This window comes from Salipiger sp. HF18, from assembly GCF_011806505.1.
GTDB lineage: Bacteria > Pseudomonadota > Alphaproteobacteria > Rhodobacterales > Rhodobacteraceae > Salipiger > Salipiger thiooxidans.
Map to the genome: position 1 here is coordinate 1 of NZ_JAATOS010000093.1, position 12,739 is coordinate 12,739.

General features: G+C 67.7%; 11 protein-coding genes, 1 tRNA gene and 1 pseudogene. 9 read left to right on the forward strand and 4 right to left on the reverse strand.

The annotated features are described in order from the left end of the window. Together HC022_RS10565 and HC022_RS10570 are read right to left on the reverse strand one after the other, a co-directional pair. Positions 1–406: pseudogene (locus tag HC022_RS10565) on the reverse strand (UDP-N-acetylglucosamine 1-carboxyvinyltransferase); the annotation flags it as partial. A gap of 3 nt (positions 407–409) precedes the next feature. Then, the gene (locus tag HC022_RS10570) at positions 410–568 is read right to left on the reverse strand and encodes a hypothetical protein (RefSeq protein WP_008882937.1); all 159 of its coding nucleotides are present in this window, start codon (positions 566–568) and stop codon (positions 410–412) included. A 249-nt stretch (positions 569–817) separates the two neighbouring features. Between HC022_RS10570 and HC022_RS10575 the strand changes: the two genes are divergently transcribed. Both HC022_RS10575 and HC022_RS10580 read left to right on the forward strand, forming a co-directional pair. Further along, positions 818–892: transfer RNA gene (locus tag HC022_RS10575), tRNA-Thr, on the forward strand. Between the two features lie 511 nt (positions 893–1,403). Further along, positions 1,404–2,441, forward strand: coding sequence for an AI-2E family transporter (locus HC022_RS10580; protein ID WP_008883371.1), 1,038 nt, complete (start codon positions 1,404–1,406; stop codon positions 2,439–2,441). A gap of 21 nt (positions 2,442–2,462) precedes the next feature. Here the strand turns inward: HC022_RS10580 and HC022_RS10585 are convergent, their stop codons facing one another. Beyond that, on the reverse strand, positions 2,463–3,443 hold the full coding sequence (locus HC022_RS10585; protein WP_167452399.1) for a serine hydrolase: 981 nt from the start codon (positions 3,441–3,443) through the stop codon (positions 2,463–2,465). A 283-nt stretch (positions 3,444–3,726) separates the two neighbouring features. On the opposite strand from HC022_RS10585, the gene HC022_RS10590 reads away from it, so the two are divergent. Genes HC022_RS10590 through HC022_RS10600 form a run of 3 tightly spaced genes read left to right on the forward strand, consistent with a single transcriptional unit; the run spans position 3,727 to position 8,134 of the window. Further along, positions 3,727–4,275 (forward strand): PAS domain-containing protein, encoded by a 549-nt coding sequence (locus HC022_RS10590; protein WP_008883518.1) that lies wholly within the window; start codon positions 3,727–3,729, stop codon positions 4,273–4,275. Positions 4,276–4,302: 27 nt separating this feature from the next. Then, complete coding sequence (locus HC022_RS10595; protein WP_167452400.1) at positions 4,303–7,764, forward strand: chemotaxis protein CheB; 3,462 nt, start codon at positions 4,303–4,305, stop codon at positions 7,762–7,764. Positions 7,765–7,768: 4 nt separating this feature from the next. Continuing rightward, a complete protein-coding gene (locus tag HC022_RS10600) occupies positions 7,769–8,134 on the forward strand; it encodes a response regulator (RefSeq protein WP_040383582.1) in 366 nt (121 codons plus the stop codon). Positions 8,135–8,346: 212 nt separating this feature from the next. Here HC022_RS10600 and HC022_RS10605 read toward each other — a convergent pair whose 3' ends face one another. Beyond that, on the reverse strand, positions 8,347–9,996 hold the full coding sequence (locus HC022_RS10605) for a thiamine pyrophosphate-dependent enzyme (RefSeq protein ID WP_167452401.1): 1,650 nt from the start codon (positions 9,994–9,996) through the stop codon (positions 8,347–8,349). Here HC022_RS10605 and HC022_RS29100 point away from each other — a divergent pair. From HC022_RS29100 to HC022_RS10625, 4 genes are all read left to right on the forward strand, one after another. After that, complete coding sequence (locus tag HC022_RS29100; RefSeq protein ID WP_254885045.1) at positions 9,976–10,467, forward strand: STAS domain-containing protein; 492 nt, start codon at positions 9,976–9,978, stop codon at positions 10,465–10,467. The two genes, HC022_RS10605 and HC022_RS29100, sit on opposite strands and share 21 nt — an antisense overlap. Further along, positions 10,464–10,838, forward strand: a complete 375-nt coding sequence (locus HC022_RS10615) for a response regulator (RefSeq protein ID WP_008883415.1) — start codon at positions 10,464–10,466, stop codon at positions 10,836–10,838. The genes HC022_RS29100 and HC022_RS10615 overlap by 4 nt, the downstream gene beginning before the upstream one ends. 3 nt (positions 10,839–10,841) lie before the next feature. After that, positions 10,842–11,561 carry an Hpt domain-containing protein gene (locus HC022_RS10620; RefSeq protein ID WP_254885046.1) on the forward strand — a complete coding sequence of 240 codons (720 nt, stop codon included), beginning with the start codon at positions 10,842–10,844 and terminating at the stop codon, positions 11,559–11,561. Between the two features lie 193 nt (positions 11,562–11,754). Beyond that, positions 11,755–12,549, forward strand: a complete 795-nt coding sequence (locus HC022_RS10625) for a hypothetical protein (RefSeq protein ID WP_167452402.1) — start codon at positions 11,755–11,757, stop codon at positions 12,547–12,549. The last annotated feature ends 190 nt before the right edge of the window (positions 12,550–12,739 follow it).

A 12,739-nucleotide genomic window follows, 5' to 3' on the forward strand; every position in this document is an offset into this window, starting at 1 on the left:
CCATTGCCTCGAGCGCGCGCAGGTGCAGGTCGACCGGGCGGGCGCCGATGGCGCAGCCGCCGGGCAGCGAGACCTCGGCATGGCCGAAACGGGCGAGCAGCGGGCCCAGCACCAGAATCGACGCGCGCATCTTGCGCACGATGTCGTACTCGGCGCGGGTCGAGGTCAGCGCGTGGCTCGACATTGCCTGCACCTGGCCCTCCTGCAGGCCCTGCACCTCGGCGCCCAGCGACTGCAGCAGCAGCGTCATGGTCCGGATGTCCGACAGCCGCGGCGCATTGGTCAGGGTGAGCGGCTCGTCCGACAGGAGCGTGGCCGGCATCAGCGTGAGACAGGCGTTCTTTGCCCCCGCGATGGGAATGCGGCCCGAAAGCGGGCCGTTCCCGGTGACGATGATGGAATCCATGTCCTAGCTGTCCTTCTCGCTGCTCTGCCCCTCGGCGGGCTTCTCGGTCGACCGTGCACGGGCCTGCTGCTTGCGCCGGGCGAGATTCGCCTTCAGCGCCGCTTTCAGCCGCGTATCGCGGTCTTCTGCCTTGTTTTTCGGGGTGCCTGTCTTGCGCTCCATGGGCCCTGTTTAAAGCAGCTGAAAAAAAGCGTCCAGATTAGGCTTGCGCCCCCCGGAATTTGCGTCTAGAGAGCCGCCCACGCCAGTCAGGCACACCACAGACAGGCGTTAGGCACCGCCGAAGTTCACAACTGGATATGGCCCTTGACAAAGGGAAGTCCAGAGCTTCTAAGGCGCTGAAACAAAAGGGTTTCTCCAGAACCCGCTTGCATCGGGCCAAGGCTCGGAGTAACAATCCGGAGACAGCGTGCTGCTGTAGCTCAGTGGTAGAGCACTCCCTTGGTAAGGGAGAGGTCGACAGTTCAATCCTGTCCAGCAGCACCATTTACCTCACCTCGATGATCACCCGACAGGCACGTCACAGACCGCCGCATCGTCGCCGGTTTTGCGCTGTTCCGAGAAGCGGTTCAGCGGCGCTTTCACGCCTGTTGCGATGATTGGGCCAGACCGCGTGGATTGCGCAGCCCTCGCCCCGGAAAACCGGCGGTCGCGAGTCGGCTCCGGGATTGAGCGCCTCCAGCTTGGCGGCCTGAAAGGCGTCGCGGACGACGGCGCGGCAACTCAGGTCAGGCGACGTGACGTCATCCGCATCTCCCCTCCCGCGAAAGATGCGGCCGCCCGAATCCGGGGCCCGACCGCAGCCCTTCCCCCTGCCCGGTTTCGCGCCGGAACGGCCCGCGGGCTGCGTCGCACACGCCGTCGTCATGGCTTAGAGCTTTTGATTTCCCCCTCAAATCGCTATCTCATTTGTCGGTCCCCGTCGGCGGGGCACCCCGCGGCATGTCACGGCAACGCGCGGCAGGGCACAACGGCAAGACGCGAGACCAGCACGACCATGAACCTCCCGCAGATCACCTATCTCACGGCGCTCCTGATCATGCTGGGCTACATCCTGCACATCGGCAAACCGGTGATCCTGCCGGTGCTGATCGCGCTCATCGCTCTTTACATCCTGTCGAACGTCACCGACCGGCTGGGCCGGGTTCCGGTGATCGGACGGCTGCCCGCGCTGCTGCGGCGGCTGATCGTGCTGCTGGCCTTCACCGTCCTGACGGTGCTGTCCTTCGCCTATCTCGCAGACACCTTCACGCAGGTCGCCGCCGCCCTGCCCGGTTACGAATCCAACATCGACGCGCTGGTGCTGCGGGCGGCGCATGTGTTCGGCATCGAGGACCAGCCGACCTGGGCCAAGGTGCGCTCTGCCACCATCGACCGTTTCCAGGTGCAGTCCTACATCGGCCCGGTGCTGCTGTCGCTGCGCGGCTTCGGCGGCACGCTGTTCCTCGTCACGCTCTACGCCTTCTTCATGATGGCAGAACGCGCGGTCATGGCCCGCAAGCTTGCCAACGCCTTCGGCGACCCCGAGCGCGAGACCCGCACCATCGCGCTCTTCGAGCGCATCAACACCCGCGTCGGTGACTACCTGTCGGTGAAGACCGTGGTGAACATCATCCTCGGCCTGCTCTCCTACGGCGTGCTGCTGATCTTTGGCATCGACTTCGCGCTGTTCTGGGCGATCCTGATCGGGCTGCTGAACTACATTCCCTACATCGGCTCGCTGATCGCGGTGATCTTCCCGGTGCTGCTGAGCCTCGCGCAGACCGGCTCCTACAGCGCGGCCTCGATGGTGGCGGTGGGGCTGACCGTGGCGCAGATGTTCGTTGCGGGCTACCTCGAGCCGCGGATGATGAGCCGGACGTTCAACCTCAGCCCCTTCGTGGTGCTCTTCGCACTGGCGTTCTGGGGCGCGCTCTGGGGGCTGCCCGGCGCGGTGCTGGCGGTGCCGCTGACCGCGAGCATGATCATCGTGCTGGCCGAGATCCCGGCGACCCGGCCCATCGCCATCCTGCTTTCGGCCAGCGGGCGGCTCTGACCTGCCCGCGGGCCGGCCGGATCAGGCCAGCCCCAGCACCGGCCCGTCGAGCAGCGCCATCAGGTCGCCGAAATAGCCAGCCGACCGCGCCGGGCGCGTCGGGTCCGAGGTTATGGCCACCGCCAGCCCACGCTCGGGCTGCGCCGCGATGATCTGGCCGCCGTAGCCGCGGCCGATGGTCCAGCCGCTGGGGCTCAGGAACCAGCCGTAGCCGTAGTCGAGCCCCGACCAGCGCGACCGTGTCTGCCCCTCCTGCGAACGGGTCACCCAGTCGCGCGCGATCACCTGCGTGCCGTCCCAGGCGCCGCCGTCTCGCATCAGCACCGCGATCCGCAGCATTGCCTCGGGGGTGAGCGCCATCTCGTTGCCGCCGAAGTAGAAGCCCTGCGGGTCGCGGGTCCAGGCCGGCACCTCGATGCCGAGCGGCGTGCCGAGGCGCTCGCGGGCGGGCCGCACCAGGCCCTGGCCGGGGGGGGGGGCGCGCGCGCCCCCCAGCCCGGGGGGGGGGCGGGTCGAATGGCTCCCCCGCCCGCCGTTGGGCGCGATGCGCGGCTGGCGCAGCGCATAGGCCACCCAGTTGCGCGACCTGACCCAGGCGCCGTAATTGCCGCCCGAGGTGCCCTCGAGCCCCGCCCGCAGCGTGACGAGGTCCGACATGGTGAGATCGCCCGCGCCCTCGGTGGCGTCCGACGGGATCAGGTCGGGCGCCACCTCGGAGAGCGTGGCGTCGAGCCCGGCGACCTCGCCCCGTTCGATGGCCGTCCCGAGCAGCAGCGCCAGCACGCTCTTGGAACAGGACTTGATATTGGCGACCCGCCCGAGCCCCGGCCCGCGCGGCGCCTCGGCCAGCAGCGTCTCGTCGCCGCGCTGCACGAGGATGGCATGCAGCTGGTCGAGCCCGGTTGCGGCCTCGCGCAGGGTCTCGGCGCCCTGTGCCCGCAGGACCGAGGGCGCGGCAAGCGCCCCGGCAGAGGCGATGATGAAACGGCGGCGTGAGAACATGGCGGGCTCCGGCGGCGGCAGGGACGGGGTCGGGCGAAGGGGCACCCCCTGAACATGGCAGCTTTCCGGAGCGGGGAAACCACGGCGGGGGGGCCGCAGGCGCTCACGCCCGATCACACCGCGGTGACGGAGCCCCGGGACCGGCATGCCGCGCGGGCAGGTCAGCAACATATGCGAATTCGACCCGTTTCCCCTTGCCTCGCTGCGCAAGCGATGCATCTAGTCGTCAGATGCCCTCAGAACCCGTCATTGCGCCCCACCTCCAGACCTGCGACCGTCCCAGATGAGCCTCTATTCCGCCCTGCCCACCACGTTCCGCGACTACATCGCGCAGTCCGGCGTCGCGCTTGCGGTTTCCGAGATGGCCGAGGACGCGCCGCTGTCGATCGTGAATCGGTCCTTCTGCGAGCTCACCGGATATTCGCAGGACGAGGTCATGGGCAAGAACTGCCGCTTCCTGCAAGGCACCGGCACCTCCGGGGCACAGCGGCAGGCCCTGCATGACTTCGTGCACGGCGCCGGCGACGACAATGGACGCTTCCCGATCCTGAACTACCGCAAGGACGGCACGAGCTTTCACAACTTCGTCTTCATGTCGCGGCTGCGCGACCCCGAAGGCAAGGTGCGCTTCATCCTCGCCTCACAATTCGACATGAGCTCTGCCATGCAGCGCTCGCGCATCGCGCAGAATGATGAACAGCTGGCCAACGCGCTGACCGACCTCGACCAGATCGGTCGCGAATTCGGACTGGCGATGATGGGTTCCGCCCAGCTCATCGCCGATTCCGTCGCGATGATGGCGCGACTCAGCTTCGACGACAAACGGCGCTAGGGGCCTGGGAGCAGTTTCGACACGATCATGAGAGACGAAAAAAAGGACGACCAGACAACCGTGTCGAGCGAGCCGGACCGCGAGCGCCTCTGCATCGTGGGCATCGGTGCCTCAGCCGGCGGGCTGGAGGCGATCCGCGAGATGCTGACCGAGGCCCGCTCGGACAGCAATCTCGCCTACGTGGTGATCCAGCACCTCGACCCCAACCACGAGAGCCTGCTGGCCGAGCTTCTCGCCCGCCACACCGCGCTCAACGTGCGGCAGGTGTCGGGCGGCGAGAAGATCCTCGCGGGGAACGTCTACATTATCCCGCCGGGCTTCGGCCTCTCGGTCACCAACGGCGTGCTGCACCTCACCGAGTTCGAGCAGCCGCGCGGCCTGCGCCGGCCCATCGACGATTTCTTCGAGAGCCTCGCGCTGGACCAGGGCCGCTTCGCCGCCTGCGTGATCCTGTCGGGCACCGGCGCCGACGGCAGCGCCGGGCTGCGCGCCATCAAGGAGAACGGCGGGCTCTGCATCGTGCAGGATCCGCGCACCGCCAAGTATGACGGCATGCCGACCTCGGCGCAGGGCACCGGGCTCGTGGACTTCGTGCGCCGCCCCGGCGACATCGTCGAGGCGATCCAGCAATTCTATTCCCACGCCTTCATCGAGACCATCGATGGCACGCTGGCCAACACGGTCGAGCAGTACCTCGAAGACATCTGCTCGGTGGTGCGAAATTTTGTGGGCCACGATTTCTCGGGCTACAAGAAAAGCACGCTGATCCGGCGCGTGCAGCGGCGCATCCAGGTGCTCGACCTGCGCAGCGCCAAGGAGTACCTCGACCACATCAAGTCCGATCCGCAGGAATGCGAGATCCTGTTCCGCGAACTGCTGATCAACGTCACCCGCTTCTTCCGCGACTCCGCCCATTTCGCCGCGCTGCGCGAGCGCGTGATCGAGCCGCTGATCCGCAACGCCGGCGACGAGGACGAGATCCGGGTCTGGGTGCCCGGCTGCTCCAGCGGCGAGGAAGCCTACACCATCGCCATGATGTTCGCCGACGAGGCCCGGCTACAGAACCGCTCGGTCAACATCCAGATCTTCGCCACCGACATCGACGAGCAGATGCTGCGGCTGGCGCGCGATGCAACCTACCCGCAGGCGGCGCTGATCGACATCCCCGAGGGGATGCGCGACATCTACACCGTCGCGCGCGACGGACGGTTCAAGATCTCCGCCCGCATCCGCGACATGATCCGCTTCTCGGTGCACAGCATCGTGCGCGATCCGCCGTTTTCGAACATCGACCTGCTGTCCTGCCGCAACCTGCTGATCTACTTCGGGGAAAAGCTGCAGGGGCTGGCGCTGCCGATCTTCCACTACGCCATCAAGCCCGGCGGAACGCTGTTCCTCGGGCCGTCCGAGACCGTCGGCCGCTACGACCACGCCTTCGCACCGCTCGACCAGAGCGCGCGCATCTTCCAGCGCAACGACACCCGGCCCGAGTACCCGATGCACCTGCGCGGCCGGAGCCTGCCCGTCAGCGACGGGGCGCGCCATGCCGAGGCCAACAGAACCCCGTCCAAGCGGCTTGACTGGGGCGACGGCGGGGCCACAGAGCGGTTGCTCTCGACCTATGCCCCGGCGACGCTGCGGGTGACCACCGCTGGCGAGATCCTCAAGACCACCGGTCGGCTGGGCAAGTATCTCGAATACGCGCCGGGCGATCCCGACACCAACCGCTTCGCCACCTCCATCGCCCGCCCCGGCGCGCGCGAGGCGCTTTCGGCCATCATCCGGCAGGTCAGCGCCAACAAGCGCCGCACCATCTCGCGCGGGCTCTCGGCGCGGTCTGAATTCGGCCTGCAGGCCTTCGACCTGATCGCCGAGCCGCTGAAGGACGGCACCATCCTGCTGGTCTTCCGCGAGCGCGACCGCTTCGAGGCCTACGACGACGAGGAATTCGACGATCTCGACAACATGGACAGCCACGTCCAGAGCCTCGAGGACGAGCTGCGCAACACCCGCGTGCGGCTGCACACCACCGTCGAGGAGCTCGAGACCGCGAACGAGGAGCTGAAGAGCTCCAACGAAGAAATGATGTCGATGAACGAGGAGCTCCAGTCGACCAACGAGGAGCTCTCGACGGTCAACGACGAGCTCAAGGGCAAGGTCGACGAGCTGTCGCGCGCCAACGCCGATCTCTCGAACTTCTTCGCCTCCACCGCCCTGCCGCTGGTGGTGGTCGACCGAGATATGTCGATCCGCAACTACACCGACGCGATCCAGTCGATCTACCCGTTCCGCAAAACCGACCGGGGCCGCCCGCTGGCCGAGGTCACCAGCACCCTGCGCCGCAACGACGAGGTGCTCGAGACCATCGCCGAGGTGATGCGCGACGGCGACGTGCGCCACCTGCGGGTCTCGGACCGCGCCGAGGAACGCACGTGGTCGCTGGTCATCACCCCCTACCGCACCCGCGACGGCGTGCTTGACGGCGCGACGCTGGTGTTCACCGAGCTGACCGACGCGCTGCGGCTCGAGGACGCGCTCCAGCGCGAGGGCGAACGGTTGCGGCTGGCGCTTGACGTGACCTCGCTCGGGGTCTGGGAATTTGACCCGTCGACCCGGGTGATGAAGCTCGACGAGACCGCCTGCATAGGCCTCGGGGCCGAGAGCCCGGTGCTCTCTCTCGAGGAATTCCTCCTTTGTTTCCGGGAAGATTCCCGCGCCGACATCGTTACGTCCATGACCACACTCACCGAGTCGGGCGATCCGGTCGAGGTCGTGTGCAGCCTCGCGGGCGACGAGCCCCGCGCCCACACGATCCAGATCGTCGGGCGACGGGTCGACGGGCGCCGCACCGCACGGGTCCTGGGCGTGCTCTTCGACGTGACCGAAGAGCAGGAAGCCAAGCAGATCCGAGAGATGATGCTGCGCGAAATGAACCATCGCGTGAAGAACATGTTCTCGATCATCTCGGGCATGGTGCGTCTTGCCAGCCGCACCACCGACTCGGTCGAGGACCTGGTGGACGGCATCCAGACCCGGGTGAACGCGCTGGCGCGGTCGCACGACCTGACCCAGAATGCCCCCGCCCGGCAGACGCTGACGCTCGAACAGACGATCCGCGCCTCGCTCGAGCCCTACTCGGGCGAGGCCGTCGCCCGCATTGAGGGACCGGTGGTTCCGATCGCCAGCCAAGAGCTCACAGCGCTCTCGCTGCTGCTCCATGAATGGGCCACGAACGCCGCCAAATACGGGGTGCTCGGCCCCGCAGACGGGCACCTCGAAGTAACCTGGCGCCTCGAACGGGGCGGCCATGTGATTTTGACATGGAACGAAATCCACAGGCAGGAGGTTGAGCCTTCAGATGGAGCGTCGGGATTTGGTTCGACGCTCGTGCAGCTCTCCGCCGTACAGCTGAACGGACAGGTGTCCGTCGAGTATGGCAGCCACGAACGAAGGATGACCCTGACCTATGCCCCTGACAGCCGGAGCTGATGCCATGCCAAAGTCGAAGGTGCTGCTCTGCGAGGACGAATACATCGTCGCGCTGGACCTCCAGTTGCTGATCGAGGAATTCGGCTTCGAAGTGATCGGCCCCTTTGCGTCCGTGTCGAACGCGATGCGCGAGATCGGCGAAACCCGACCAGACATGGCGGTGCTCGACGTGAGCCTCAAGGACGGCGAGGTCTATCCTCTCGCCGACCGGTTGCAGGAAATGGGCGTGGGGCTGGTGTTCCACTCCGGCCACGTAAACGACCACGAAATCAAGACCCGCTACCCGCAGGCTGAATGCTGCCTCAAGCCCGTGCACACGTCGCGCCTCAAGGCCGCGTTGCAGCAGGCTGCCCCGCTCGCAGACTGCTGAGCCTTTCCCAGCACCGGTTGGCCTCGCCCTGGCATGTCCAGGGTCTCCCGAAGCTCTCTTCTCTCGTCAGGTGGCGAGCCTCTGCTCCTCGCGGGGGCGGTCGGCTCCGCGGTCACTCCGGACGCTATGGGGAACTGCCCGCACGAGGACGCAGCGTTCCCGCGCGGGCGGCATTACGCCCGTGCGGCTTGACCCATTGACCCAATCCGCCGTCAGCGGCCCTCGCGGATCTCGGTGAGCGTGCGGTAGGGCGTCAGCGCCTCCTTGTCGACGATCAGCTCCAGCAGCGCGCCGGTGGGCGAGGCCAGCGCCCGCTCAAAGGCCTCGGCGAAGGCGCCGGTCTCGGACACCGTCTCGCCGTGCAGCCCGCAGGCCTGCGCCAGTGCCGCGAAGTCCGGGTTCACCAGCTCGGTGCCGCTGACCCGCGCCGGGAACTCGCGTTCCTGGTGGGCGCGGATGGTGCCGTAGGTGCCGTTGTTCACCACGATCACGATCACCGCCGCCCCGGCTTGCCGCGCTGTCGCCATCTCCTGCATGGTCATCTGGATGTCGCCGTCGCCGGCGAAGCAGATCACCACTACCCCTGGGCGCTCGATCTTGGCCGCCACCGCCGCCGGCAGCCCGTAGCCCATCGACCCCGACTGCGGCGCCAGCAGCCGCATGCCCGGCTCGAACCGGAAGAAGCGCGAGGACCAGACGGTGAAGTTGCCCGCGCCGTTGGTCAGCACCAGCTCCTGCCCCGCCAGACGCGTGCGCAGATGCGCGCAGACCGCTACCATGTCCACCGGCCCGGGCTGCGCCGGCGCCTTGTCGATGAAGCCGAGATAGGCCGCGCGCGCCGCCTCGCGCCACGCGCCCCATCCGCCGCTCACCGACCCCGCCAGCGCCATCGCAAAGCGCTCGGGCGAGGCGTGGATGCCGAGGACCGGGCGGTAGACCTTGCCGATCTCGCGGTCCGAGACATGCACGTGCACGATCTTTTGCGCCGCGTCCGGCACCGAGAGCAGCGTGTAGCCGTCGGTCATGTTCTCGCCGAAGCGGATGCCCAGCGCGAGGATCATGTCGGCGTCGCGGATCAGCCCCTTCATCGCCGCGGTCATGCCGACGCCCGCATCGCCGCAGAAGCAGGGCGAGCGGCTGTCGAACTGGTCCTGGTAGCGGAAGGAGCTCGCGACGGGGATGTCCGAGGCCTCGGCGAACCGCTGCAGCGCCGCGCTCGCCTCAGGGTCCCAGGGCGCACCGCCGAGCAGGATCAGCGGACGTTTGGCGGACGCCAGCAGCTCGAGCGTCTCGGCCACCGCGGCGGGCGCGGGCTCCGGCGGGTAGACCCTCAGCGGGCCGGCAACCGGCGCGGCGTCGGTCTCGGCCATCAGCATGTCCTCGGGCAGCGCCAGCACCACCGGCCCCGGCCGCCCGGTTGTGGCCACCGTCCAGGCCCGCGACACCAGCTCGGGGATGCGGTCGGCGTGGTCAATCTCGGTCACCCACTTGGCCATGGTCCCGAAGACGGCGCGGTAGTTGACCTCCTGGAAGGCCTCGCGCTCGCGCATGTCGGTGGCGATCTGGCCCACCAGCAGAATCATCGGCGCGCTGTCCTGCATCGCCGTGTGCACCCCGATCGAGGCGTTGGTCGCCCCCGGGCCCCGGGTCACCATGCAGATCCCCGGCTGGCCGGTCAGCTTGCCATGCGCGGCCGCCATGAAGGCCGCCCCGCCCTCCTGCCGGCAGTTGACGAAGGCCATGTCGCGGTCGTGCATCGCGTCGAGCACCGCGAGGTAGCTCTCGCCCGGGACCCCGAAGGCCCGCTTCGCCCCGAGTGCCACCAGACAGTCCACAACCAGTTGTCCGCCATTGCGCGCCATCACCGTTCTCCCAATGCTGTTGCGCTGTTTGTGGAGAATTCGACGGAGCGCCGCAAGACGGGCCGGATTCACGTCGCGCCAGAACGCTTTGTTAAGACACCGCACGTATGTCTTCTGCTGATCCGGATCGGGCATCGTCCCACCGGTCGCTCCGCTCTCGACGCTGCCAGAGGTGCCGACCCCGCCATGACCGACGTCCACTTTCACGCTCTCGAACCCGCGCGGAACCGCAACGGCGAAGATGCGCTCGTTCCCTTCCTGCTCGGTGCCCGCCACCTGCCGGTCACCATCTCCGCCCGCGACGTCGGACGGCTCGATTCGCACCGGCTGCAGATCCTGCTGGTGGCGCAGAAGCAATGGGCGAGCGAAGGCATCGCCTTCCAACTGACAGACGCCAACGACACGTTCCGCGCCGGGCTGGAACGGCTTGGCCTCGCTCCCGATCATTTCGACAAGGATCCGCTGCAATGACGACCAAAGTCCTCGCGATCGACGATTCCCGAACCATCCGGAACCTCCTGCGCGTCTCGCTCGAGGGTGCGGGCTTCGAATATCACTCGGCCTGCGACGGCGTCGAAGGCGTGGAACAGTTCTCCGAGGTCGAGCCTGACGTGGTGATCACCGACATCAACATGCCGAACATGGACGGGTTCGGGGTGATCCAGACGCTGCGCAGCGGCCCCAGCCGGACCACGGTGCCGATCATCGTGCTCACAACCGAAAGCGGACCGGACCTCAAGGCCCGCGCCCGAGAGGCCGGCGCCACCGGCTGGATCGTGAAACCCTTCGACGACGCCTCGCTGGTCTCGGTGCTGCGCCGCCTCACCGGACACGTGGTGTAACTCATGTCGACAAACTCGATCCGCGATACATTCTTCGAAGAATGCGAAGAGCTCCTCGAGGCGCTCGTCGAGGGTCTCTCGGCGATGGAAGAGAACGCCGAGGACATGGAGGTGGTGAACGCCGTCTTCCGCGCCGTGCATTCGATCAAGGGCGGCGCCGGGGCCTTTGCGCTCGACCGGCTGGTGAGCTTCGCTCACACCTTCGAGACGGTGATGGACAAGGTCCGCTCGCAGGTGCTGAAGGTCGACGAAGAGCTGATGCTGCTTTTCCACCGATCGGGCGACCAGCTCGCCGACCTTGTCGAGGCGGCTCGCGACGGCCGTGAGCCCAATGCCGAGTCCGAGGCCACGATCCTCAAGGAGCTCGAGGCGCATCTGGGCGACGCCGACAAGGAAGAAGAGTTCTCCTTCGATGCGATGAGCCTCGATTTCGATGCGGGGCCCGTGGCTCTCGACCTGCCGGACGAGGTCGCCTCGGTGCGGCGCTTCGACATCCGCTTCAACCCCACCCCGGCGCTCTACGCCAACGGTCACGAGCCGTTGCTGCTCTTCGACGCTCTGGCCGAGCTCGGCGCGCTGTCGGTCAGCGCCGACCTGGGCCGTCTGCCCGAGTTCGACGCCTTCGATCCCAACGATGCGGTGATCGACTGGCAGCTCTCGCTCGAGACCGCGCGGGCGCTCGGCATCGTGGCCACGCCGCTCGATCAGGTCGAAAGCCTTTGAAGCAGTTTCCCGTCCGCCGCGGCGCGATCTGAAGCAAACATTAACCGAAGCACCGGCATCCTGCGCTCACCCGAAAGGAGCATTGCCGATGTCGCTTGCCGCCTCCCTCCCGCCCGCCGCATTCCCGGTCCAGCAGCTTCCAGGCCAGCAGCCCCTGTTGCAGGGCACCAGTCGCGCCCTGCAGGTGACAGTGGTGACCATCACGCAGTCTTCCGGGCACAGCGCGCCACCCGCGCCCGAGGTCGGCGACGACGTGCCCCTCGGGACCTACGACGATCCGGCGCGGACCCGGGCTGTCGGCGCCCCCGTCACCACCACCGACCTTTTGCGCGGGCTCGTCGACGAGATGTCGGCCCGCGGCAACGACATCCTCGACAATCTTGAGCTTCGGATCCGCGGCGTCATGGCCGAGGCGATGGGCGTCGCCTTCGATCCCGCCGACGAGGCCGCACCCAGCCTCGCCGATCTGCGCGCCATGGCCGAAGAGCAGGACCTGCCGATCCTCGTGCTCGCCGCCGACACCTTCCAGGGCCACAGGGACAGCTTCAACGCCGCCATCGCCACGATGCACGCCGGGATCGACCGGATGGCGCAGTCCCCGCTGCCCGAGACCCGGCACCTCGGCATCGTCAAGCACGCCATCCCCGAGGCGCTGCGCATCGACCTCGACGCCCTGCGCGGGGCGGCGCTGCTCAAGCTCACCGGCGCGCTGGACGGGCCGCTGGAACGCGACATCGGCCAGCGCCGCGCCGACGGCCACGCCGAACTTCGCGGCAAGCGCGAGGGGATGTTCCGGCACCTGATGCGCGACTACCAACAGGGCGGCCTGTCCGTCGTGGTCTCGACCATGACCGCCTGGGCGGAACAGGGCACCATCACCAATGGCGACAGCGCGCTGATCGACACGAGAAGCCACGCCTCCTACGCCAGCGCATCCTTCACCATCGGCGACACCCCGGAGCCACACACAACGCTCGCCCGGTACTGAACCCGGAACACGAAAAGGGCGCGGCCTTGCGGTCGCGCCCCTCGTCTTTCCGTCTGCTCCGGCCGGTACGCCCGGCCGGAAGCCGTGGATCAGTTCTGCTCTTCGAGCGACAGCGCCACGAAGCGCGGGTCGCCGCCGCGACGGACCAGCAGCAGGAGCGACTTGCGGCCGGCGTCCCTGGCTTCGTCCA

Bases quoted from the DNA above. Each gene is read 5' to 3' on its own strand.
- HC022_RS10570 (WP_008882937.1), bottom strand. From the start codon at position 568: ATGGAGCGCAAGACAGGCACCCCGAAAAACAAGGCAGAAGACCGCGAT.
- HC022_RS10580 (WP_008883371.1), top strand. From the start codon at position 1,404: ATGAACCTCCCGCAGATCACCTATCTCACGGCGCTCCTGATCATGCTG.
- HC022_RS10585 (WP_167452399.1), bottom strand. From the start codon at position 3,443: ATGTTCTCACGCCGCCGTTTCATCATCGCCTCTGCCGGGGCGCTTGCC.
- HC022_RS10590 (WP_008883518.1), top strand. From the start codon at position 3,727: ATGAGCCTCTATTCCGCCCTGCCCACCACGTTCCGCGACTACATCGCG.
- HC022_RS10595 (WP_167452400.1), top strand. From the start codon at position 4,303: ATGAGAGACGAAAAAAAGGACGACCAGACAACCGTGTCGAGCGAGCCG.
- HC022_RS10600 (WP_040383582.1), top strand. From the start codon at position 7,769: ATGCCAAAGTCGAAGGTGCTGCTCTGCGAGGACGAATACATCGTCGCG.
- HC022_RS10605 (WP_167452401.1), bottom strand. From the start codon at position 9,996: ATGGCGCGCAATGGCGGACAACTGGTTGTGGACTGTCTGGTGGCACTC.
- HC022_RS10615 (WP_008883415.1), top strand. From the start codon at position 10,464: ATGACGACCAAAGTCCTCGCGATCGACGATTCCCGAACCATCCGGAAC.
- HC022_RS10620 (WP_254885046.1), top strand. From the start codon at position 10,842: ATGTCGACAAACTCGATCCGCGATACATTCTTCGAAGAATGCGAAGAG.